Raw genomic sequence first — 23076 nt, forward strand, 5'->3', positions numbered from 1 at the left:
TGCTCCTTACGCCGCGCTTGCGGTCAGTGTGAGAAATGCGTCCCGGCTGGCGACATCGCCATTGGTTTTCACCGGGCTGATATCGCCGTATTGTTCGCTGTTGGTGACCACCACAATCACGCTCGGATCAATGCCTGCGGCCTGCAATGCCGCCAGATCGAAGCTCACCAGCAAATCACCGACTTCGACGTTTTGCCCGGCGGCGATGTGGCTGGTGAAGTGTTTACCGCCGAGTTTCACCGTATCAATGCCGATATGAATCAGGATCTCCGCCCCGGTATCGCTTTGCAGCGCCAGCGCGTGATGCGTTTCAAACAGGGATGCCACCGTACCGTTGACCGGAGAACGCAGCTCGCCGCTGGTGGGATAAATGGCGATCCCTTTGCCGAAAATTTCATCGGCAAACACCGGATCGCTCAGGGTATTGAGCGGTTTCAACTCGCCGCTGACCGGCGCGAAGAGTTTCTCTTCGCTGCGTGCCACCGGCATTGGGCTAACGCCTGCCACGACGGTTTCTTCAAAACCCAGCACCACGGTGACAACCGCCGCGCAGACAAAAGAGATGGCGATGCTGACCAGCGCCCACATAAACGTCGGGCCAACCAGCGCCGGCAGACCGGGCAGACCGCTTAGGGCGAAGGCGTAGGTTTTGACACCCATCGCCATGGCAAAACCGCCGCCGCAGGCACCGCCAATAAGTGCTGCGGCAAACGGGCGTTTATAGCGAATGTTGATGCCGTACATCGCCGGTTCGGTAATACCCATCGCGGCGCTGAAACTGGTGCTCAACGCCAGTGATTTTAGCTTCTTATCGCGAGCGCGCAGGAACACGCCAAATGCCGCGCCCGCCTGTCCGAGGTTGGCGACATAGAAAAGGATTTTGAACGGGTCAAAACCCATGGTGCTGATGTTGTTGATCATAATGGGCACCAGCACATAGTGCATACCGGTGATGATGATCATCGACAGCGTGCCGCCAACCACCACGCCCGCCACAACGCCTGCGTTTTCCACCAGCCAGATAATGCCGCTGGAGAGCGCGTTCCCGGCGAAAATACCCAGTGGGCCGATGGCAATCAGGGTGATGGGCGTGACGATAACCAGGCTGAGCAACGGCACGAACATGGTTTTCAGCACGCCGGGCATCAGGCGATCTATCAGCTTTTCCACCCGGCTAAGCAGCCAGACAGCGAGCAGAATCGGGATCACCGTGGAGGCGTAGTTCACCGTTGGTACTGGCAGGCTCATGAAGGTGATCGCTGCGCCGGATTTAAACAGTGTCTGAATCGCCGGGTGGAAGAGGGCGGCGGCCAGCGCAACGGCCACATAGGGGTTCGCGCCAAACTTACTCGCCGCGCTGAAGGCCAGCGCCAGCGGCATAAAGTAGAACACGCCATCGCTGATGGCGAGCAGGATTTGATACGTCTGATTGCTGGTTTCCAGCCAGTGCATGGCCACCATCAGTGCCAGCACGCCTTTCAGTATACCGGCTCCGGCAATCGCCGGAATGATTGGTGAGAAGATACTGGATAACCCCTCCAGTACCACCGATACCGGGTTGCGGCGTTTTCCTGAGTGCGCTGCGCTGGCGGCAGAGACGCCCGGTAAGGCCGCCAGCAAGGCGTCGCACAGGGGGGCCACGTCATTGCCGATGATGAGTTGATATTGATCGCCGGAAATGTTTACGCCAATCACGCCATCCAGCGCTTCCAGCGCGGCGCGATCGGCTTTGTCGTTATCTTTCAGTAAGAAACGCAAACGGGTGATGCAGTGAAACAGTGACAGAATATTGCCCTTGCCGCCGATCTTATTGATTATCTGCTGCGCGGTATCCTGATAGTTCATGGTCATTCCTCCAGACTGGCACCTGCATGACAGGTGCCATAACAATTACCGGTTATCCACCGGCGCTTTGTTCTTCTGGGGTTTGCCTGATTTAACAGTAACAAGCCTGGAAAGAATTCATACACATCATGCTTCGGGTCGCAGGCGCGACGTGGTTGCCTTACGACTCTGTCCGTTGCACCACATTTTCGATATGCACGGTCAGGTAGAGTTTTTCCGAATTGCTCATCGTGTGGTGATAATTTTTGCCGACAAATTCGTTAATTGCGTCAACGCATTTCAGGGTGGTTTGATAACGACGCTGCACCATCGCGAATAACTCTTCGTCGTTATTATTTAACACCACGCCATCAATGACCCGTTGGGCAAAAAACTTTAAATGGGTAATGAAACGCTGGTAATTCAGACTGTGCTCGTCGAGCGGCAGGGTGAAAAAGTATTTAACGATATTCTGTAACTGATAAATAAGCCGCGTAATTTTTGTGGTTTTTCCCATCGTATCGTTCAGCCCGGCATTCACAATATGCAACGCAATACTACAGGCTTCACTGTCGGGTAATAATGTGCCGGTACGCGCGATAATCATGCCGAGCGCCTGGCGGCCAATGGCGTACTCGTCGGTATAGAAATGGCGCACTTCCCACTCTAACGGATTGGGCAAAACTTCATTCTTTTCTGTGCGTTGCAGGGCAAAGTGCAAGTGATCGGCGAGCGTAACGTACAGGCCTTCACTTAATTTATGCGCAAGCGTAGATCGTGCCAGCGCGACGATATCGGCGGTGAGTTGCACTATTTCCACCGGCACTTCGCTGACCAGATCTTTAAAACGAGCGGAGACTTGAGAATCCTGCAAATGGAATATTTTTTCGATGGCTTGCGCATCGACGCGCGCACCGCTTTGGGTATTAAACCCTAAGCCGCGCCCGGTCAGAATAACCTCAAGGCCATGCTCATCAATGGCGCTGACAACGTTATTATTTAATATTTGTTTGACCAGCATCGCCAACTCCTGCAAACAAAAACGGGCAAAACGTAAATACAGCAACGAGCGGATGTCGCCCGCATTCTCTGCATTTAGGTTTTGCCCGATATTCGGTAACAAGCGTAATGCAGGTAAAAAACTAGCACCGCCCTAATAAATGATCAACGCGCGAAAGGGCACATTAACGAATGGAACTACCGATTTGTGATCGGCACGGCGAAAAATATCCTGTATCGCTGTGGGGAGAAAAAGGATTCGCGAGGGTGCTCGCGCAAAGGCAAAAAGGGTTACCCTACGGGCGCTAAAAATGCCACAATAGTGGCTGTTTATACAGTGTTTCAGGTTCCCTCATGGCCCTTACCGCCGCGCTAAAAGCGCAGATCGCCGCCTGGTATAAGGCGTTGCAACAACAGATCCCGGACTTTATTCCCCGCGCGCCGCAGCGGCAGATGATTGCTGACGTGGCGAAAACGCTGGCGGGGGAGGAAGGACGTCATCTGGCGATTGAAGCGCCAACCGGCGTGGGGAAAACGCTCTCTTACCTGATTCCGGGCATCGCCATCGCGCGTGAAGAGCAAAAAACGCTGGTGGTCAGCACCGCGAATGTGGCGCTGCAGGATCAGATCTTCAGTAAAGATCTGCCGCTGCTGCGCAAAATCATCCCGGATTTACGCTTTACCGCCGCGTTTGGACGTGGGCGCTATGTCTGCCCGCGCAACCTGGCGGCGCTGGCAAGCAGCGAGCCGAATCAGCAGGATCTGCTGGCATTTCTGGACGATGAACTGACGCCTGGTAACCAGGAGGAGCAGAAACGTTGCGCGGCGTTGAAAGCGGATCTCGACAGCTACAAGTGGGACGGTCTGCGCGATCACACTGACAAGGCGATTAGCGATGATTTGTGGCGACGGCTCAGCACCGATAAAGCCAGTTGCCTGAACCGTAATTGCCATTACTACCGCGAATGCCCCTTTTTTGTCGCACGCCGCGAAATCCAGGAAGCGGAAGTGGTGGTCGCCAACCACGCGCTGGTAATGGCGGCGATGGAGAGCGAGGCGGTGCTGCCGGAGCCAAAAAACCTGCTGCTGGTGCTGGATGAAGGCCACCATTTGCCGGATGTGGCTCGCGACGCACTGGAGATGACGGCGGAAATCACCGCCCCCTGGTATCAGCTTCAGCTCGATCTGTTCACCAAACTGGTGGCAACTTGTCTTGAACAGTTTCGCCCGAAAACGCTGCCGCCGCTGGCGACACCGGAGCGGCTCAACGCCCATTGCGAGGAGCTTTACGCGCTTATCGCTTCGCTTAACAACATTCTCAACCTTTATCTTCCGGCGGGTCAGGAAGCGGAATATCGCTTTGCAATGGGTGAATTGCCTGACGAAGTGATGGAGAATTGCCAGCGGCTGGCAAAACTCACCGAGATGCTGCGCGGGCTGGCTGAGTTGTTCCTGAATGATTTAAGCGAGAAGACGGGCAGCCACGACATTGTGCGTTTGCATCGGGTTATTTTGCAGATGAACCGCGCGCTGGGCATGTTCGAAAGCCAGAGCAAACTCTGGCGGCTGGCTTCAATGGCGCAGGCGTCCGGTGCGCCGGTAACCAAATGGGTCACCCGTGAGGCGCGTGACGGACAGTTGCATTTGCTCTTCCACTGTGTGGGTATTCGCGTGAGCGATCAGTTGGAAAAGCTGCTCTGGCGCAGCGTACCGCATATCGTCGTGACCTCAGCGACGTTACGTTCGCTGAACAGTTTCAATCGTCTGCAGGAGATGAGCGGTTTAAAAGAGAAAGCCGGAGATCGCTTTGTCACGCTTGATTCGCCGTTCAACCATGTTGAGCAGGGAAAAATTGTTATTCCGCAGATGCGCTACGAGCCGCTGATAGAAAACGAAGAGCAGCACATTGCGGAAATGGCCACCTGGTTTCGTGAGCAGGTTGAGAGTAAAGCGCATCCCGGGATGCTGGTGCTTTTTGCCAGCCAGCGCGCGATGCAGCTGTTTTTAACCTATGTCGCGGACTTGCGTTTATTGCTGCTGGTGCAGGGCGATCAGCCGCGCTATCGGCTGGTGGAACTGCACCGCAAACGCATCGATAACGGCGAGCGCAGCGTGCTGGTGGGTTTGCAGTCATTCGCTGAAGGGTTGGATCTCAAAGGCGATTACCTGACGCAGGTGCACATCCATAAAATTGCTTTTCCGCCCATCGACAGCCCGGTGGTGATCACCGAAGGCGAGTGGCTGAAAAGCCTGAATCGCTATCCTTTCGAAGTGCAGAGCCTGCCCAGCGCGTCGTTTAACCTTATCCAGCAAGTAGGAAGGCTGATTCGCAGCCACAGTTGTCGTGGCGAAGTGGTGATTTACGATAAACGGCTACTGACCAAAAACTACGGTAAACGGCTGCTCGACGCGCTACCTGTGTTTCCTATTTCACAACCGGTGATGCCGGACGTTATAGTGAAGAAGCCTGTGAAAAAATCAGAACAGAAGCGTCGCAAACGCCGTTAACGATGTGAGCCCGCAAGGAGTCGCTATGGATTACCGCAAAATCATTAAAGAAATTGGTCGTGGGAAAAACCACGCCCGCGATTTGGATTTCGATACCGCCCGGGGTCTCTACTCGCAGATGCTGAAAGGGGAAGTGCCGGATCTGGAGATGGGCGGAATTTTGATTGCCCTGCGTATTAAAGGGGAAGGGGAAGCGGAAATGCGCGGTTTTTACGAGGCGATGCAGCAGCACACCCTGAAACTGACGCCGCCGGTTGCAAAGCCGATGCCGGTTGTGATCCCCAGCTATAACGGTGCGCGCAAACAGGCGAACCTGACGCCGCTACTGGCGATTTTGCTCAACAAACTCGGTTTTCCGGTTGTGGTGCACGGCGTTACTGAAGATCCGACGCGCGTGGTGACGGAGAGCATTTTCCAACTGCTGGGTATCGACGCCACGCTGCACGCCGGTCAGGCGCAGGCGAAGCTGGAGGGGCATCAACCGGTCTACATTCCTGTGAGCGCACTCTGCCCACCGCTGGAAAAACAGCTGGCGATGCGCTGGCGGATGGGCGTGCGCAACAGCGCGCATACGCTGGCGAAGCTGGCAACGCCGTTTGAAAAAGATGCCGCGCTGCGTTTATCCAGCGTTTCGCACCCGGAATACATCACGCGCGTGGCGAAATTCTTTGCCGATATCGGCGGGCGCGGCCTGCTGATGCATGGCACGGAAGGGGAAGTGTATGCCAACCCGCAGCGCTGCCCGCAAATCAACCTGATTGATGCGCAGGGCGAGCGCGTACTTTATGCGCGTGACGATGCGGCAGCGCCAGTAAGTGACGGTGCCGCGAAAGATGCGGAAAGTACGGCGCGCTGGACAGAACGCTGCCTTGCGGGAAGTGAAGCGGTGCCGGAGTCGCTCAAAATTCAGCTTGCCTGCTGCCTGGTGGCGACGGGTGAAGTGGCGACGCTGGAAGAGGGGCTGGCGCGGGTTGCGCAAAGTTTCTGACAAAAAAAGCCCGTCACATTTCTGGACGGGCAAAACAGGGTAACAACAGGGTTAATGAGGGTGGAGCACCCAGGCAGAGGGTTAATTTGCCCGGGGTAAAACACGGGTTTCGGTTATTTGTAGATAATGGCGGTACCGCTCAGTTTGTTATTGCCTGTCGCGGACGTGATGCTGTAGCCCGTTGCGCCAGCGGCTTGTGCTTTCTCTGCCAGTTTGGCTTCCAGCCCGTCCAGCGTGGTCGCGCCTTCAGCGGAAACAACACCGATTTTATTCAGATTCTCTGCCTGAGCAGCGGTGACGGATTGTGCCGCAAAAGCACCGAAAGAGAGGGTGGACAACGCGATGGCAGCAACAGCATATTTGATGGTTTTCATGGGTAATATCTCGCAGGTTATTCTGTATAGGGGACAATGTTCCGTCGATGTGATGAGTATCACTGTTTTTGGCGGGAGATAAAATCGAAGAGAATTGACGGCCTTATTCTAAAAAATTGAATAAGGACTAATTTATTGAATTTAAATATATTTAAGGATGAAAATAATGCAATTTACCACCGCTCAGGCTGGCACCCGTTTTTGCGGCACATTTTGCTACGTGCAGGGCGGGATTTTATGGATGTAAAGGCAACCGCTTGCGCTGGTTACATACGTCAGGAAAGGTCAACGTAGCTGGCTGTCTTTCGATCCTCTGCGATTATATCCTGCAAACGTAGAGTTATGTGAATCTTTCTCCTGTTGACAGGTTATGCATAAGCGCACGCCGGGAATCGCTTTACGCCGTGCTTCCGGTATGGGCTCTCCGCACTCTTCGCAAGCCTTTAAACTTTCGCCGGAAGGTAAACCGCTGCGCGCTCGCGCGACCGCATCGTCAATGGTGCTGTCGATTTGCTGTTGCACTGCGCCATCATTTGCCCAACCTGAAGCCATAATCTGTTCTCCCGGACTAAAACCATCATTATAGCAAACTGCCCGGTGGCGCTGATGTCGGGCCGGGCGAACGGTAAAAACGTTGCCCGGCGAAGAGGCTAGCGGTTATCCGGGCGCGTCAAATCGAAACGCTGCGCTTCGCTAATGCCGTAATAAGCTGAAGGGCCACCTGCACGTAACACCGGCTGGGCCCTGGCCGTCTGGTAGATACCGTTTTCCAGCAGCGTTTCATCAATATGCACGGCAACCACTTCACCAAGCACCAGCCAGCTATCAACCGGCGTTCCGTCGGCGGCGGTTAGTTGAATACACTGCGAGAGGCGGCATTCGAAGTTGACCGGGCTTTCCGCCACGCGTGGCGTCTTGATGATTCGGCTGGCAGCGGGGGTGAGTCCCGCACGGGCAAACTCATCTTCGCCGTGCGGTAAAGAGGCAGACGTTTCATTCATCGGCACAGCCAGCTCACGCGTTGTCAGGTTCCAGACAAACTCTTTGGTTTCGCTAATATTGCGTACGCTGTCTTTCCAGCCGCTGCTGGCAAAGCCGATAATCGGCGGGCGATAATTGAAGCAGTTAAAAAAGCTGTACGGGGCAAGATTTCGTCGGCCTTGTTCATCCAGCGAGGCGATCCAGCCGATGGGGCGCGGGCCAATAATGGCATTCAGGGGATCATGGGGTAGACCATGACCTTTTGCAGGTTCATAAAAATACATAGCGCTTTCCGGTCATTAAAAAACAGATTCTTCAGCCTCACTTATTTACCCGACCAACGTCAACGGGTATCTTACGCCGCTGCTAACAGGAGAATGCCATGAATGCCCAGAAGCCGGGTCTGCACCCGCGTAACCGCCACCACAGCCGCTACGATCTCGAGGCGCTGTGCGCCGTGAACCCGTCACTGCGCGCGTTTCTGACCACCAACCCGAACGGTGAGACGACCATCAATTTTGCCGAGCCGCAGGCAGTGAAAGCTCTGAACAAAGCGCTGCTGGCACAGTTTTATGGTGTTGGTGAGTGGGATATCCCGGACGGTTTCCTCTGCCCGCCAGTACCGGGGCGCGCGGATTACGTTCACCATCTGGCAGATGTGCTGGCAGAAAGCAATGATGGCATTGTGCCGACGCAGGCCAGCGTGCTGGATATCGGTACTGGCGCAAACTGTATCTACCCGCTGATTGGTGCGCATGAGTACGGCTGGCGTTTTACCGGCAGCGAAGTTAACGATCAGGCTTTTGCCAGCGCGCAGGCGATCATCAATGCCAATCCTGGATTGAGCCGTGCGATACGGTTGCGTCGCCAGAAAGATCCGGCGTCTGTTCTCACCGGCATTATTCATAAAAATGAGCAGTACGATGCGGTTCTCTGCAACCCACCGTTCCACGACTCCGCGCAAAGCGCGCAGGCCGGAAGCGAGCGCAAGCGTCGCAACCTCGGGCAAGCCGCCAGCGACGCCGCTAACTTTGGTGGTCAGCAACAGGAGCTGTGGTGCGAAGGCGGCGAAGTGGCCTTTATCAGCAAGATGATTGCGGAAAGCCAACAATTTGCACGCCAGGTGTTATGGTTTACCTCGCTGGTGTCACGCGGCGATAACTTGCCCGAACTCTATCGCGCCTTGACCCAGGTTGGCGCAGTGAAAGTGATGAAAAAAGAGATGGCGCAGGGCCAGAAGCAGAGCCGTTTTATCGCCTGGACGTTTCTTGATGAGGCCCAGCGTAAACGCTGGGCGCAGACGCGTTTTAAAGGGTAGGTTCTGTCGGCGGCGGCGGGCTGGCGGGTGATGCTGGCTGCGCTGCGCTTCCCGGTGCCGGTAGCATCTGGTAAGTCTGCACCGGCGGGCGCACGCCCGCGCGGTCGAAATGCTTTTTCACCATCGTGTCGAGGGCAAAACGCACCGTCCACTGTTTCAGCGGCAGGGTAGTGCAGGTGACGCGAAGCGTGAATGCCGTGTTGGTCAGCCCGACCAGCCCGGCAAACGACGGTTCGCCAATAATCAAGCCGCGGATCTCTTCCTGCTCCATCAGTTCCGCCACGGCATTTTTTAACGCCTGATTCGCTTTGTCGGTGTCCTCCTGGCGATCCACGTCGTAATTCGCCACCACAGAGCCAATGCCGCGTACAAAGTTGGCGAAAGTGGTTATCGATGACCACGGAATGATGTGGTACGCGCCGGTATCCTGACGTACGCCAACAGAGCGAATCGACATCCGTTCTACGGTACCGGTGAGCGGGCCGATGGTGACCAAATCCCCGGTGTTCATGCCATTTTCAAACTGGATGAAAATGCCGGTGATAATATCTTTCACCAGCGTTTGCGAACCAAAGGAGATAGCCAGCCCGAGCGCGCCGGCCCCGGCCAGCAATGGCGCAATGTTCACGCCAATTTCCGACAGCACAATCATCACCGTGATGGTGCTTATCACCACCGCCAGCGCATTGCGAAACAGCGTTAGCAGTGTGCGGGTACGCGCGCTTGGCAGCGGGCGGCCATGAATATCCGACGCCAGCCGGTTTTCAATAATGCTGGCGAGCAGCGTCCAGCCAACGGCGGAGAAGAAGAGGATCAAGGCAATCCGGATCAGGATATCGACGGTTTTCTCCCCCGCGCCGTAATTCAGCCAGTGCCAGACATCAAACAGCCCCCAGGCATTCAGCAGCAGCATGATCGTTGCGCAGACCACCAGAATACGTGCGGCTTTTAACGACGCGGAGAGCCAGCCATTGAGCCGTTTTTGCAACTCGGGATAGTTGCGCTGTACCTGCGGCGAAAGGGTGATGGTCTTATTCAACCAACGCGACAATACGCCAGAAAGAAACGCGGCAATGCTCAGAATCGCCAGGCTATTGACCGTGGCACCCATCATGAATTTCAGGCTGTTGCCGGGATCGAACAGCGAAAAGAAGAACAGCACAATAAAGTAAGCGCTGGCGAGCCAGTGCCAGATCAGCGCAAAGGCGCGGATAAACAAGCTAAAAAAGGCCAGCGAGTGATCCGCCAGGATAATCAAGTTGTGCTGAATTTGCCGCTTATTATGAAAAATAAGGTACAGCGCCCATACGGTAATGCAGAGCATAATCACCACATTGGCCAGTGCGCCAAACTGCACATTGATTTGGTTGGAGATAATCGGCACTGCAACCAGCAAACCGTAGCCAATCAGGCTGCTCAGCGCACTCAGGCGCAGGTGCCAGTAGCGGGCGGTTTCATCGGTAATGCGAAAGGGGCGCAGATCGGCAATACGCGGGCAGAAAATCAGCCGCAAAATCGCTTTAAAAAACTCAATCAGCGCAAAGGCGTTCAGGAACAGGCTTTGCTGAAAGGCAATGGTGCTGTTGCCGGCGTTAAGATTCGCGCTCAGCAACTGACCGACAAATATCGCCAACGCCAGCAGCATCAGGTCGATAATAAACGCGCCGATAATCATTGAGGGCAGTTGCAACCAGTTACTACGGTCGCGGTTTTTACGCCGTCCCCAGGCACCCATTTTGCGATACAGCGGCGATACCGCTAAGCGAACCAGAAACCAGAAAGCAAAAACCAGCGCGGCTAATAGCAGAAAATGGCTGGCGGCGTTGCTGAAGGTCTGCGGGTTAAAGGCTTTATGGGGCGAACCGGTGATATTGCGATAAAGCTGAGCAAAACGCGATGCCAGCGCGTTGCCATAATGCTCGCTAACCTCGGTCACGTTTTCCAGCACCGTTTTTTGCTCTTTCACCTCGGGAGGCGTGATCTCCGGCACCGGTTCTTGCGGCGGCGTGGTGGCAACTTTACGTAGCTGATCAATCAGTTCTTTACGCGACTCATCATTTTCCAGCACATCCGCCAGTGCGGCATAAGCGGCCTTTTTCTGTTCGACATTGGGCTCACTTGTTTGCGTGGCAGGCGGGGGCGTGGTCGCCGCAGAGGTAATGCCGGGTATCGTCGCAGCCTGTAACGGCGCGCACCACAACCCAATCAATAGCAGGATCCACGGCATGTGCTCCTCCGGTGAGAAAGTCCAGCAAAATGATAAGTATAGATGCCGTACTGCAGCCGCGATGAATTGAGAAGAATCTGGGGGAGTGCCCCTCCGCAAGGAGGGGCGGGGTAAATCAGGAGACGTGTTGCAGGAATTCCTGCAGGCGCTGGCTCGGCGGATTTTCGATCAGCTGCTGCGGGTTGCCATCTTCGGCAATGCGGCCTTTATCGATGAAAATAAGACGAGAGGCCACTTTCTCGGCGAAGCCGATTTCATGGGTCACGATCACCATGGTCATACCTTCTTCGGCCAGGTCTTGCATCACTTTCAGCACTTCGTGGCGCAGTTCCGGGTCGAGGGCAGAGGTTGGCTCATCAAACAGCATCATTTTCGGTTTCACTGCCAGCGCACGGGCAATCGCCACACGCTGCTGCTGACCGCCGGAAAGCTCAGACGGATAGTGATGGCCTCGCTCGGCGAGACCGACTTTCGCCAGCAGATCTTTTGCCAGTTTTTCCGCTTCGTCTTTCTTTGCGCCGCGCACACGGAGCGGGCCAAACATGACGTTTTCCAGCGCGGTCAGGTGCGGGAACAGATAGAACTGCTGGAACACCATGCCCGCTTCCTGGCGGATCAGGCGTTCGTCCACTTTCGGATCGTTAACTTTCAGTCCGTCGACAATCAGATCGCCGCTGGTAATCTCTTCCAGTTTGTTGATGCAGCGCAGCAGCGTCGATTTCCCGGAGCCAGACGGCCCGATAATCACCACCACTTCACCCTGAGTAATGTTCAAGTCGATATTGTGCAGCACCTGGGTTTGACCGAAGTGCTTGGAAACGTTTTTAAATTCAATCACAGGATTTTCATCCTTTTTTCAAGACGGCGGAGCACGATGTTCAGCGCCTGGGTAATGATCAGATAAATCACCCCTACGGCGGTCCAGATTTCCAGCGCACGGAAGTTACCGGCAATGATTTCCTGGCCCTGACGGGTTAATTCGGCTGCGCCGATAACAATAAACAGCGATGTATCTTTGATGCTGATGATCAACTGGTTCCCCAGCGGCGGCAGCATGCGACGCAGCGCCAGCGGCATGATCACATGGCGGATAGTTTCAACGCGGGAAAGCCCCAGCGCCTGGCCCGCTTCGCTGAACCCTTTATGGATAGACAGTACAGAACCGCGCGTGATTTCGGCGATATAAGCCCCGGAGTTGATCATAATAGTGATCACCGCGGCGCTGAAGGTGTCGATACGGATATCGGGGAAGGCCATCGGTAAGGCGAAGTAAATGTACATCACCTGCACGACGATCGGCGTACCGCGAATCACTTCGATAAATACCAGTGCGATGTGGTTAGAAATCCAGCCGCCATAGGTACGGGCTAAACCGGCCAGCAGGCCGATAACGATGCCGCCAGCCAGACCGAGGATCGAAATCCATAAGGTCATTTTGGCCCCGTCAAGCAAAAGCGGAATGGCGGGCCAGATGGCGCTCCAGTCAAACTGCATGATGTGTTCCTGTATACCGTGGTTTTAACAAAAAGCATCGGAGGCGAAAGCCGCCTCCGAGGTGTAACACTTTATTTTTTAATAATTATTTCGGTTCGGTGCCGAACCATTTTTTGTAGATTTCGTTGTAAGTGCCGTTGTCATGCAGCGTTTTCAGCGCACCGTTCACTTTCTCGCGCAGTTCATCACTGCCTTTCGGGAAGGCAATACCGTACTGCTGCGCTTCCAGAGAGTCGCCAACAGCTTTGAACTGACCGTTGCCTGCAGTTTTGATGAAGTACAGGATGTTCGGCGTGTCGTGCAGTACCGCGTCAGCGCGACCCGTGCCCAGTTCCATATACGCGTTGTCGATGTTCGGGAACTGACGCAGGTCTTTGGTTTTGATGTTCGCTTTCGCGTAGTCAACAGAACCGGTACCGCTCTTCACTGCCAGCACTTTACCATCAAGATCTTTCACGCTTTTCACGTCGTTGTTGTTGGCTTTCACCATCACCAGCAGACCGCTTTTGTAGTAGCCGTCAGAGAAATCGATGGCTTTTTTACGCTCTTCAGTAATGGTAATACCCGCCAGCGCCAGATCGATATTTTTGGTTTGCAGCGCAGGAATGATGCCGCTGAAGTCCATTGGCTTCAGTTCATAATCCAGTTTCAGTTCTTTGGCGATCGCTGCCCACAGATCCACGTCGAAACCAACATATTTGTTACCTTGTTTGAATTCGAAAGGAACGAACGCAGTGTCGGTAGCGACAACCAGTTTTTTATCAGCAGCCTGAGAAGAGACGGCAAAAGCGAGAGCGAGTGCAGCCAGGGAAAATTTCAATACAGACTTCATAGTTTTTCCTTTTGTATCCGGGGAACGAACCCCTGCGAGAATGAACGCAGTATGAAAAAATCATGCCAGGTTTACAACCTATTGTTTTGTAAAGGTGAACCTTTACCCGGTTGCACAATAAGTGTAGCAACAATAGCCGCACGCACCATTTTGAGTCACTATTTTGGTGCATTCTGGCGGCATGGCCTGTTTTGCTTTTTTTTAGCGCAGATCGTGGGGTAAAAACAATCACTTATTAACAATTTTGTGATGGGATAATTACGTGGCGGTAACTTTTGGCGTGGATGGAGAGAATAAGTCGCACTATAACAGTGCAAAACCCTGCGCAGGATGCGCAGGGTGTATAGGCAAAACTTATGGATTACTCAATATTGGACTCAATGAACCACAAGAATTGATCCAGGTCGCGGGAAGCGGCGGTAAAGATATCAGCGGTATCTTCGTCTTTCGCTTCGCCAATGGCTTTACGCACATCGTTGGCGACTACTGCGTAACGATCGGCCAGTTCTTTGAGGTGATCCTGCACGCTATGGATATCCAGCGGGTAGCTTTTCAGCGCGGTTTTGCTGTTAATCACCTGTGTGGTGCCCAGCGCGACACCGCCGAGCTGTACGGCGCGCTCTGCCATGGTATCAAGATGGTTCACCAGCGCAGTACGGAAGCCATCCAGCATTTCATGAACGGCAATGAAGTTAGCACCGCGCATATTCCAGTGGGCCTGTTTAGTGATCAAAGACAGGTCAATGAACTGGATCACCTGGCGATTCAGCAGCTCAATAGTCGCTTTTTTATCGCTATCCGATACATCGTTACGGGTATAAAGCAGATTAGACGCTTTCGTTTTAACCAGTTTAGCGGTACTCATAATCTCATATCCTCTTGATGTTTGTGTCCCAGGAAATTACCGAAATTAAGTATAGCACCAGATTTTTACTGGCAGTCTTGGCTGTGCCTATCAGTTCGATAGCGAATATAAAATATAGGAGAGGATTTCAGGATGGCGCAACTAATTAAATGAAATGTAAGATAATTCTAATAATGTATTATTTTAAAAATGCGAATGATTCTATTTTATGCAGGATGCTGGGAAAAGTAAGAAATAATGTCGGCGGTGTGGTGGGAATATTTGGCATAAGAAGGATCTCATGCCAAATAATAGTTATTTAACCAATATCAATTTTTTTGACTGTGGCTTCCCGACGCAGCGTGAGTGTCGAGCCCATCGACGCAGTAATAATCGCCGCCAGCGCCAGCGCTTGCTGGAAGGTTAGCGTTTCACCGAGGAAAATCATGCCGGAAATGGCCGCCATTGCTGGTTCCATACTCATTAATGTGCCGAACGTACGAGTTGGTAAGCGCGTCAGGGCGATCATCTCCAGTGAGTAAGGCAGGGCGGTGGATAAAATCGCCACGGCGATCCCCAGCGGCAGAACAGACCAGTGCCACAGCACCTCACCTGCCTGGAATGCGCCAAGCGGCACAAAAACCACCGCCGCAATTAATGAACCCAGCGCCACTGTTGCCGGGCCATGCTCTTCCCCGGCGCGCTGCCCGGAAAGGATATAGATTGCCCAACAAGCGCCGGCACCTAGAGCAAACGCCGCGCCAGTGAGATCAACATGTGACACATTTTCGCCCAGCGGCAGCAGATACCAGAGGCCTAGTACTGCGAGGATCACCCAGATGAAATCCACCGGGCGACGTGAGGCGAAAAGCGCCACCGCCAGCGGGCCGGTAAATTCCAGCGCCACCGCAACGCCGAGCGGTATCGTCTGGATCGATAAATAGAACATATAGTTCATGGCCCCGAGTGACAGGCCGTAAAACAGCAGCGGCAGGCGTTGTTCACGGGTAAAACGTAAACGCCAGGGCTTAAACACCACGACCAAAATAATCGTGCCAAGCGCGAGGCGCAGTGCGGTGACGCCAGGAGCACCCACCACCGGAAAAAGCGATTTCGCCAGCGATGCGCCTCCCTGAATGGACATCATCGCGACAAGCAATATCAACACCGGCAACCACACCGGCAATTTACGAGACTGCGCAGGCATCCTTTCTCCCGTCAATTTCTGTCAAATAAAGTAAAAGAGGCAGTCTACTTGAATTACCCCCGGCTGGTTGAGCGTTTGTTGAAAAAAAGTAACTGAAAAAACCGTAGAATAACGCCTCTCTGATGGTTAATTAACCTATCCAATTAAGAATTATCTGGATGAATGTGCCATTAAATGCGCAGCATAATGGTACGTTGTGTGGGAAAAGTGCTTTTTTTTGAAAGGGTTGGTCAGTAGCGGAAACTTTCTGTTACATCAAATGGCGCATTAGACCCCAATTCCCGCAAAGAGTTTCTTAACTAATTTTGATATATTTAAATGCGTAGGACGTAGGATTTACTTGAAGCACATTTGAGGTGGATTATGAAAAAAATTGCATGTCTTTCAGCTCTGGCCGCTCTTCTGGCGGTTTCTGCAGGTTCCGCAGTAGCAGCAACTTCAACCGTAACTGGCGGCTACGCTCAGAGCGACGCTCAGGGTATTGCCAACAAAACTAACGGCTTCAACCTGAAATACCGCTACGAGCAGGATGACCAGCCGCTGGGTGTTATCGGTTCCTTTACTTACACTGAAAAAGATCGCACCGAAAACAGCGTTTATAACAAAGCGCAGTACTACGGCATCACCGCAGGTCCGGCTTACCGCATCAACGACTGGGCGAGCATCTACGGTGTTGTGGGTGTAGGTTACGGTAAATTCCAGCAGACTGTAGACACTGCGAAAGTGTCTGACACCAGCGACTACGGTTTCTCTTACGGTGCTGGTCTGCAGTTCAACCCGATGGAAAACGTTGCTCTGGACTTCTCCTACGAGCAGAGCCGTATTCGTAACGTAGACGTTGGCACCTGGATCGCCGGCGTTGGTTACCGCTTCTAATCGCTTCGGCGATAATAAAAAATCCGCCCAATGGGCGGATTTTTTTTGCCTGCAATTTACTTCAGATATTACCGCTTACTGCGCGTATCGAAGAGATCCGTGCCGAGATGGTTATAGTCAACTTTCTGTAATTTAAAGTTGGTAATGTACGCTGGCCCGGCTTTTTGCTCGGACATAAAACGGTAAGGATTTTTAATCTGCTCTGCGCTAATCCCCGTCCACTGCGAAAAGAAGCTCAAAAAGTCGTTCGCTGAACGGCGCGCTTTAATCACCCGATGTTTGGTATCGTCGCTGGAAAGCACCATAAACGGCACCTGGAAGTCCTGCTGGAAAGTATCAGCATGCGCCAGGTACTGCACCTCTTTCCCGCGTTCTTTAATCGCCAGTCCGTGATCCGAGAAGTAAACCATTGAGAAACTTTCGCCGGTATTGACCAGTTGCGAATACATTTTTCCGAGGAAATCATCGGTCTGCGTGATGGAATAGAGGTAGCAGGAGGTCTCTTTTGACTGCACAAACTCGTTGTACTTGCCGCCGGTGCGATCGCAGGCCTGCGGGTGCGAGCCCATCAAATGCAGCACAATCAGCTGCGGCTGAGTGCGTTTTGTGCTCAGCACCTGGCTGGTGAGTTTTAACAGATCTTCATCGCGCGTGTTTTTATCTGCTTCGAAGTCGCCGTGTTTCAAAAACTGCACTTCATCAGCACGCTTAGCGATACTGGCGATGGCCGTGTCATATTCGCCAATTTGTCCCTGATTAGAGAACCACCACGTCTGGAAACCGGCACGGTTAGCCAGCGTGACAAAATTATCCTGATACTGCGGTTTGTCTTCCACCACACGGTTTAACGTCAGCCCAAGGGATTTTTGTGTTGAACCGCTCGCGGAAATGTAATCCATAAACAGCGTGCCGTTTACCTGGCTGGCAAACGGGGTGTTATTCCAGTGACCGCCAAAAGCGCCCAGCGCGTCGCGGCGTGCACTTTCGCCAATCACCACCACGTAAGTATGGTATTTCGGTTTCACCGCCAGCACAGTCCAGGTGTCTTTCACACTGGCGAGCGCGGCCATATTTTTCTGTTCTTCTTTGACGACATAGTAGTTAAACGCCACATCGCGCACGAAACGAAGCACCGGAACACCGGTATCAATGATCCTGAATTCGTACCCTTTGAAATGGTTTTGCACCGGGCCAATAAAATAAGAAGCGATGCACACAATCGTGCCCAGCGTGTCCCATTTCAGCCACGGCGTGGAACGCTCGATTATCCGCCGGCGCAGCGAAATAACGCCCAGCGCAAAAATGAATACGCCGATAGCGTAGTGATACCACGGGAAGATAGTCAGAATTTCCGTCGACTCTTCCATATTGGTCGACAGCAGCGCCAGCAGCGTGTTGAAGTTTGGCGCGCCATATGCCCGGCCAAACGGGAAATAACAGGCGGCAACCAGCGAGATAATCCCGATAACGGTTTTTTGCGCGCGAGGCGCATGACGCCAGAGAATCATCAGAGCGCAGGTTAAAAGAACCGCATACATCACGCTAAATTCATAACCCAGAGCGAAGTTAATCAACATCGATTGTAAAAAGTAGAAACCCGTCCACGGGTTGAGCGTCTGGCTGCGAAAGGCAACGGATTCTTTAAGGATTAGGCTCATAGATTACTGTCATGAAAACGCCATGTGCTCACCCTGGCGTTAAGGGTCAAAACCTGCCGGACAGTGCGTGTGAAGAGGGGAGGGGGTCCGCATCTGCGAGCCGCAATTTGTGCAGGGCAGCGCAAAGATAGAGCGAGGCGCGACGAAGGTCAACAGGGGCTAAGCGGTTGTTTTGAGAGAATGATTGCAAATCCAGCAAAAATACGCGGATTTTTAGACGAATTAGCCAGTATGGCGGGGGTTTGTGACAGAAAAATGAAGCGGCGTACCGCGACGCCGCATTAGTGAGAAGATTTGTCGGAGTCCTGCTGCGGTTTGCCGGTAATGATATCGGACAACATATTCAGCAGCATTAAACGGACTTTAAAGGGAGAGTGACTAAACACGCGCATACACCTCTTGAACTCATTCATCGTTACCTCCTGCCATTTTCATGCCCTTCGTTCCATGAAGGGTGAACGCATTACATACAGATATAGCACAGGCTATGTTCTATAGCTATGGCTAAGACGTTAATTTTTTGTGCTGATTCACGGATGGTTTACAATGGCGCTTCTCTTATATGATGCTGCACAGGTGTCACACCTTCAGAGGAAGCACAATGAACCGTCGCGCAGGTAAGCAAACAATAAAAAAAGTGACGCTGGTAAATGTAGAAGAGCACGTTGAAGGCTTTCGTCAGGTGCGTGAAGCGCATCGTCGCGAGCTGATCGATGACTATGTTGAACTGATTTCGGATTTGATCCGCGAAGTGGGCGAAGCCCGCCAGGTGGATATGGCCGCCCGTCTTGGTGTATCACAACCGACGGTTGCTAAAATGTTAAAAAGACTGGCGACAGTGGGCTTAATTGAACAGATCCCCTGGCGCGGCGTTTTTTTAACTGCGGAAGGCGAGAGGCTGGCGCAGGAGAGCCGCGAACGGCACCAAATTGTCGAAAGCTTTCTGCTGGTGCTGGGCGTGAGCCCGGAAATTGCGCGCCGCGATGCCGAAGGTATGGAACACCACGTTAGCCAGGAAACGCTCGACTGTTTCCGCCGCTTCACTCTGCAACACGAGCAATCACCCGAATGACTATGCCCCTCATTCGCGCCCTGGCGCGCGATCGCTTCCTGCATCTGTTACTGCTTATTGGAATTGCGTTGTGCTTTTTTGTTCCCTTTGCGCCCAAAACCTGGCCAGGGGCGATTGACTGGCACACCATTATTACTCTCAGTGGCCTGATGCTGCTGACCAAAGGGGTCGAGCTGAGCGGTTATTTTGATGTGATTGGACGGCGTATGGTGCGTCGTTTTCATCATCAGCGTCGGCTGGCGATGTTTATGGTGTTGGCTGCGGCGCTCCTCTCCACCTTTCTCACCAATGATGTGGCGCTGTTTATTGTTGTGCCGCTGACCATCACGCTGAAAAAACTGTGCGAAATTCCGGTTAACCGGCTGATCATTTTTGAAGCGCTGGCGGTAAATGCCGGGTCGTTATTAACGCCTATCGGAAACCCGCAAAACATTCTTATCTGGGGACGCTCTGGTCTCTCTTTTCCTGCGTTCATCTGGCAGATGTCGCCGCTGGCGCTGGCAATGATGGTGACGCTGCTGGTGTTGTGCTGGTTCTGTTTTCCGAAAAAGGCGCTTAACTACCACAGCGGCGCGCAAACGCCAGACTGGCAGCCCCGTCTGGTGTGGAGTTGCCTCGGTTTCTACATAATCTTTATTACCGCCCTGGAACTGAAACAAGAGCTGTGGGGGCTGGCCATTGTCGCTTTCGGGTTCCTGCTGCTGGCGCGCCGGGTCGTGCTGAGCGTGGACTGGACGCTATTGCTGGTCTTTATCGCCATGTTTATTGATGTCCACCTGCTTATTCAGTTGCCTGCGCTGCATTCGGTGTTGAGCAGTGCCAGCCAGTTGTCACCTTCAGGTTTGTGGTTGACGGCCATCGGTCTGTCGCAATTTATCAGTAACGTGCCCGCGACCATTTTGCTGATCAATTATGTCCCGCCGGATACGCTGCTGGCCTGGGCGGTGAATGTTGGCGGCTTTGGTTTGTTGCCCGGTTCACTGGCCAATCTTATCGCGCTGCGTATGGCAAACGATCGCCGCATCTGGTGGCGCTTTCATCTCTATTCCATGCCGATGCTGCTGTGGGCGGCGCTGGTGGGATACGGATTACTCTTATTCAGATAGTGCTGATTTGTCAGTTTATCCTGGCAAATGTATAGCAACCGCCTAACTTTAGTTAACGGCGCATCCCTGGCGCCGTTACCTGACAGGACTGTTGCGAAACTATGGCAGAAAACACAACGCATCCTGACGATGTTCAGGACGATAACAATCAAAACCCACGTAAACGCCCCGGAAAGAAGCCACTGATTATCCTCGCCATTGTTGTCGGCGTGATGGTGATTGTTGCGCTGGTGTGGTGGTTTTTAACCCGTAATGAAGAGACGACAGACGACGCCTTTACCGATGGCGACGCGGTGACGATTGCGCCGAAAGTGGCAGGTTATGTCACTGAACTGCGGGTGAAAGATAACCAGCGCGTGAAGAAAGGGGATTTACTGGTCACGATTGACCCGCGCGATGCCACCGCGCAGCGCGATCAGGCGCAAGCGCAACTGGGACTGGCAATCGCCCAGCTACACCAGGCGCAGGCGCAACTGGATTTATCAAAAGTGCAGTATCCCGCACAGCGTGACGAAGCGCGCGCGCAGGTACTGAAAGCAAAAGCCGATCTGGCGAACGCCGAAGCGGCTTATCGCCGCCAGCGTGGTGTCGATCCTCGCGCCACCACCCAACAAAATATCGATAGCGCCAATGCCCAGTTGCGTAGCGCGCAGGCACAGCTTGCCAGCGCACAAGCGCAGCTGGAAGTCGCCGACCAGGTACAGTTGCAAATCCGCCAGCAGGAAACCAATGTCGAAGCGCGCCAGCAGCAAGTGGCGCAGGCCAAAGCGCAGCTGGAAACGGCGAATCTGAATTTATCCTGGACGGAAGTTCGCGCCCCATTCGATGGCTTTATCACCAAACGCAATGTGCAAAACGGAACCTTGGTGCAGGCGGGCACCGCGCTGTTTTCGCTGGTCTCACCGGACGTGTGGGTGGTGGCGAACTTTAAAGAGTCGCAGCTTGAGCGGATGCGTCCGGGCAATAAAGTCAGTGTCAAAGTGGATGCGTGGCCGGATCTGGAGCTGGAAGGGCATATCGACAGTATCCAGCAGGGTAGCGGGTCGAAGTTCGCCGCTTTCCCTTCAGAAAATGCCACGGGTAACTTTGTCAAAATCGTTCAGCGCGTGCCGGTGAAAATCGTCATCGATAAAGGATTAGATCCCAACAAACCGTTGCCGTTAGGCCTTTCCGTTGAACCGAAGGTAACGCTGGAATGACGGATCACAGCCACGAGAACTGGAAACCCGCCAGTAACCCGTGGGCGGTGGCGTGGGTCGTCACCCTCGCGGTGTTTATGGAGATCCTCGATACCACGATTGTCAACGTGGCGTTGCCGCACGTCGCCGGGTCGCTCTCCGCCAGTTATGACGAATCGACATGGGTGCTGACCAGCTACCTGGTGGCGAACGGTATTGTCCTGCCGATTTCCGCATTTCTCAGCCGCACCTTCGGGCGCAAGCAGTTTTTCCTTATCTGCATTGTGATGTTTACCGTCTGTTCGTTTTTGTGCGGCATCGCCACCGAGCTGTGGCAAATCATCCTGTTTCGTATTTTGCAGGGCTTTTTCGGCGGCGGTTTGCAACCCACGCAGCAATCGGTGTTGCTGGATTACTTCAAGCCGGAAGATCGTGGCAAAGCGTTTGGTTTGTCCTCTATCGCCATTATTGTCGCCCCGGTGCTGGGGCCAACGCTGGGCGGCTGGATAACCGATAACTACTCTTGGCGCTGGGTCTTTTTTATTAATATTCCGGTGGGTATTGTCACGGTTCTGGCGATTTACCAGCTGCTGGAAGATCCGCCCTGGGAGCGCAAATCGAAGCAGAAATTGTCCATCGACTGGCCGGGCATTGGCCTGATTGCGCTGGGGCTGGGCTGCCTGCAAGTGATGCTCGATCGCGGTGAAGATGAAGACTGGTTCAACTCCGATTTCACGCGCATTTTCGCCGTTCTTACAGCGATTGGTATTGTCGGTGCCATTTACTGGCTGATGTATGCCAAAAAGCCGGTGGTTGACTTGCGCTGTATGGCGGATAAGAACTTTACGGTTTCCAGCCTGCTGATGGCTGGCATGGCGATGATCCTCTACGGCAGCTCGGTGGTGATCCCGCAACTGGCGCAGCAGGATCTGGGCTACACCGCCACCTGGTCCGGGCTGGTGCTGTCGCCCGGCGCGGTGCTGATTGTGCTGACCATTCCGCTGGTGCTGAAACTGATGCCGGTGGTACAGACGCGCTGGATAATCGCCTTCGGCTTTTTCTGCCTGGCCGCCTCATTCTGGTGGTCGCGCACACTGGCCCCGGATATCGACTTTGAAACGCTGATGCTGTTTCGCAGCGCGCAGTCGATTGGCCTTGGCTTCCTGTTTGTGCCGTTGACGACCATCGCCTTTATCTCGATCCCGCGTCAGCTTAATGCCGATGCGGCGGCGCTGTTTACCATGTTCCGTAACGTGGCGGGATCGGTTGGTATTTCGCTCTCTACGGCGGCGATCACCGAGCGCTCGCAGGCGCATATGTCGCACTTATCAGAGCATACCTCTCCCTTTAATGAGCAATTTCAGCAGGCTTTGCGTGAATCCGCGGAAGCGATCCGTAACTTCACCAGCCTGGTCGGCGATCCGCTGACCAGCGCCACAGGACAGATGTACAAAGCGATGATCGCCCAGTCGCGTTTTCTCGCCTATATCGACGTTTTCACCGTGCTCAGCCTGGTGGCGATGTTGCTGATCCCCTTTTGTTTATTGCTTTCGCCGATCAAAAGCGAAGGCAGCGCAGGAGCACATTAAT

At 53.6% G+C, this 23076-nt stretch carries 21 protein-coding genes; 8 read left to right on the forward strand and 13 right to left on the reverse strand.

Features of this window, described 5'->3' with window-relative positions:
* Window positions 1-6 precede the first annotated feature (6 nt).
* The gene (locus tag BN2591_RS11920) at window positions 7-1845 is read right to left on the reverse strand and encodes a beta-glucoside-specific PTS transporter subunit IIABC (protein WP_086871703.1); all 1839 of its coding nucleotides are present in this window, start codon (window positions 1843-1845) and stop codon (window positions 7-9) included.
* 160 nt (window positions 1846-2005) lie between these two features.
* Complete coding sequence (gene licT / locus BN2591_RS11925) at window positions 2006-2845, reverse strand: BglG family transcription antiterminator LicT (protein WP_086871705.1); 840 nt, start codon at window positions 2843-2845, stop codon at window positions 2006-2008.
* A gap of 332 nt (window positions 2846-3177) precedes the next feature.
* Between licT and dinG the strand changes: the two genes are divergently transcribed.
* Window positions 3178-5331 (forward strand): ATP-dependent DNA helicase DinG, encoded by a 2154-nt coding sequence (dinG, locus tag BN2591_RS11930; RefSeq protein ID WP_086871707.1) that lies wholly within the window; start codon window positions 3178-3180, stop codon window positions 5329-5331.
* Between the two features lie 25 nt (window positions 5332-5356).
* A complete protein-coding gene (gene ybiB / locus BN2591_RS11935; RefSeq protein ID WP_086871709.1) occupies window positions 5357-6319 on the forward strand; it encodes a DNA-binding protein YbiB in 963 nt (320 codons plus the stop codon).
* 113 nt (window positions 6320-6432) lie between these two features.
* Here ybiB and ybiJ read toward each other — a convergent pair whose 3' ends face one another.
* The 3 genes from ybiJ to BN2591_RS11950 all read right to left on the reverse strand — a co-directional run bounded on the left by ybiJ (window position 6433) and on the right by BN2591_RS11950 (window position 7958).
* Window positions 6433-6693 (reverse strand): DUF1471 family protein YbiJ, encoded by a 261-nt coding sequence (gene ybiJ / locus BN2591_RS11940; protein ID WP_086871710.1) that lies wholly within the window; start codon window positions 6691-6693, stop codon window positions 6433-6435.
* Window positions 6694-6978: 285 nt separating this feature from the next.
* The gene (locus tag BN2591_RS11945; protein ID WP_086871712.1) at window positions 6979-7245 is read right to left on the reverse strand and encodes a DksA/TraR family C4-type zinc finger protein; all 267 of its coding nucleotides are present in this window, start codon (window positions 7243-7245) and stop codon (window positions 6979-6981) included.
* A 98-nt stretch (window positions 7246-7343) separates the two neighbouring features.
* On the reverse strand, window positions 7344-7958 hold the full coding sequence (locus BN2591_RS11950; protein WP_086871713.1) for a flavin reductase family protein: 615 nt from the start codon (window positions 7956-7958) through the stop codon (window positions 7344-7346).
* A gap of 98 nt (window positions 7959-8056) precedes the next feature.
* Here BN2591_RS11950 and rlmF point away from each other — a divergent pair, with 98 nt between their 5' ends.
* Window positions 8057-8992 carry a 23S rRNA (adenine(1618)-N(6))-methyltransferase RlmF gene (gene rlmF, locus BN2591_RS11955; RefSeq protein ID WP_086871715.1) on the forward strand — a complete coding sequence of 312 codons (936 nt, stop codon included), beginning with the start codon at window positions 8057-8059 and terminating at the stop codon, window positions 8990-8992.
* Here rlmF and ybiO read toward each other — a convergent pair.
* From ybiO to rhtA, 6 genes are all read right to left on the reverse strand, one after another.
* Window positions 8982-11219 (reverse strand): mechanosensitive channel protein, encoded by a 2238-nt coding sequence (ybiO, locus tag BN2591_RS11960; RefSeq protein WP_086871717.1) that lies wholly within the window; start codon window positions 11217-11219, stop codon window positions 8982-8984. The two genes, rlmF and ybiO, sit on opposite strands and share 11 nt — an antisense overlap.
* Before the next feature lie 115 nt (window positions 11220-11334).
* The gene (glnQ, locus tag BN2591_RS11965) at window positions 11335-12057 is read right to left on the reverse strand and encodes a glutamine ABC transporter ATP-binding protein GlnQ (protein WP_086871719.1); all 723 of its coding nucleotides are present in this window, start codon (window positions 12055-12057) and stop codon (window positions 11335-11337) included.
* Entirely contained in the window at window positions 12054-12713 is a 660-nt protein-coding gene (gene glnP / locus BN2591_RS11970) for a glutamine ABC transporter permease GlnP (RefSeq protein ID WP_017456022.1), read from the reverse strand. Before glnP ends, glnQ begins: the two co-directional genes overlap by 4 nt.
* An 85-nt stretch (window positions 12714-12798) precedes the next feature.
* Complete coding sequence (glnH, locus tag BN2591_RS11975) at window positions 12799-13545, reverse strand: glutamine ABC transporter substrate-binding protein GlnH (protein WP_086871721.1); 747 nt, start codon at window positions 13543-13545, stop codon at window positions 12799-12801.
* Between the two features lie 361 nt (window positions 13546-13906).
* A complete protein-coding gene (gene dps, locus BN2591_RS11985) occupies window positions 13907-14410 on the reverse strand; it encodes a DNA starvation/stationary phase protection protein Dps (protein ID WP_086871723.1) in 504 nt (167 codons plus the stop codon).
* 298 nt (window positions 14411-14708) lie between these two features.
* The gene (gene rhtA, locus BN2591_RS11990; protein WP_086871725.1) at window positions 14709-15596 is read right to left on the reverse strand and encodes a threonine/homoserine exporter RhtA; all 888 of its coding nucleotides are present in this window, start codon (window positions 15594-15596) and stop codon (window positions 14709-14711) included.
* Between the two features lie 363 nt (window positions 15597-15959).
* Between rhtA and ompX the strand changes: the two genes are divergently transcribed.
* Window positions 15960-16472 carry an outer membrane protein OmpX gene (gene ompX / locus BN2591_RS11995; RefSeq protein WP_086871727.1) on the forward strand — a complete coding sequence of 171 codons (513 nt, stop codon included), beginning with the start codon at window positions 15960-15962 and terminating at the stop codon, window positions 16470-16472.
* A gap of 68 nt (window positions 16473-16540) precedes the next feature.
* Here the strand turns inward: ompX and BN2591_RS12000 are convergent, their stop codons facing one another.
* Window positions 16541-18130: a phosphoethanolamine transferase gene (locus tag BN2591_RS12000; RefSeq protein WP_086871729.1), complete on the reverse strand. Its 1590-nt coding sequence runs from the start codon at window positions 18128-18130 to the stop codon at window positions 16541-16543.
* 281 nt (window positions 18131-18411) lie between these two features.
* Window positions 18412-18543 (reverse strand): manganase accumulation protein MntS, encoded by a 132-nt coding sequence (gene mntS, locus BN2591_RS12005; RefSeq protein ID WP_017456028.1) that lies wholly within the window; start codon window positions 18541-18543, stop codon window positions 18412-18414.
* A gap of 188 nt (window positions 18544-18731) precedes the next feature.
* Here mntS and mntR point away from each other — a divergent pair, with 188 nt between their 5' ends.
* The 4 genes from mntR (at window position 18732) to BN2591_RS12025 (ending at window position 23075) form a co-directional block, all read left to right on the forward strand.
* Entirely contained in the window at window positions 18732-19202 is a 471-nt protein-coding gene (mntR, locus tag BN2591_RS12010) for a manganese-binding transcriptional regulator MntR (RefSeq protein ID WP_086871731.1), read from the forward strand.
* A complete protein-coding gene (locus tag BN2591_RS12015) occupies window positions 19199-20308 on the forward strand; it encodes an anion transporter (protein WP_086871733.1) in 1110 nt (369 codons plus the stop codon). Before mntR ends, BN2591_RS12015 begins: the two co-directional genes overlap by 4 nt.
* Window positions 20309-20409: 101 nt before the next feature.
* Window positions 20410-21507 (forward strand): HlyD family secretion protein, encoded by a 1098-nt coding sequence (locus tag BN2591_RS12020; RefSeq protein WP_017456031.1) that lies wholly within the window; start codon window positions 20410-20412, stop codon window positions 21505-21507.
* Window positions 21504-23075, forward strand: coding sequence for a DHA2 family efflux MFS transporter permease subunit (locus tag BN2591_RS12025; RefSeq protein ID WP_086871735.1), 1572 nt, complete (start codon window positions 21504-21506; stop codon window positions 23073-23075). The genes BN2591_RS12020 and BN2591_RS12025 overlap by 4 nt, the downstream gene beginning before the upstream one ends.
* Window position 23076 lies beyond the last annotated feature (1 nt).

This window comes from Kosakonia pseudosacchari (assembly GCF_900184035.1).
Taxonomy (GTDB): domain Bacteria; phylum Pseudomonadota; class Gammaproteobacteria; order Enterobacterales; family Enterobacteriaceae; genus Kosakonia; species Kosakonia pseudosacchari.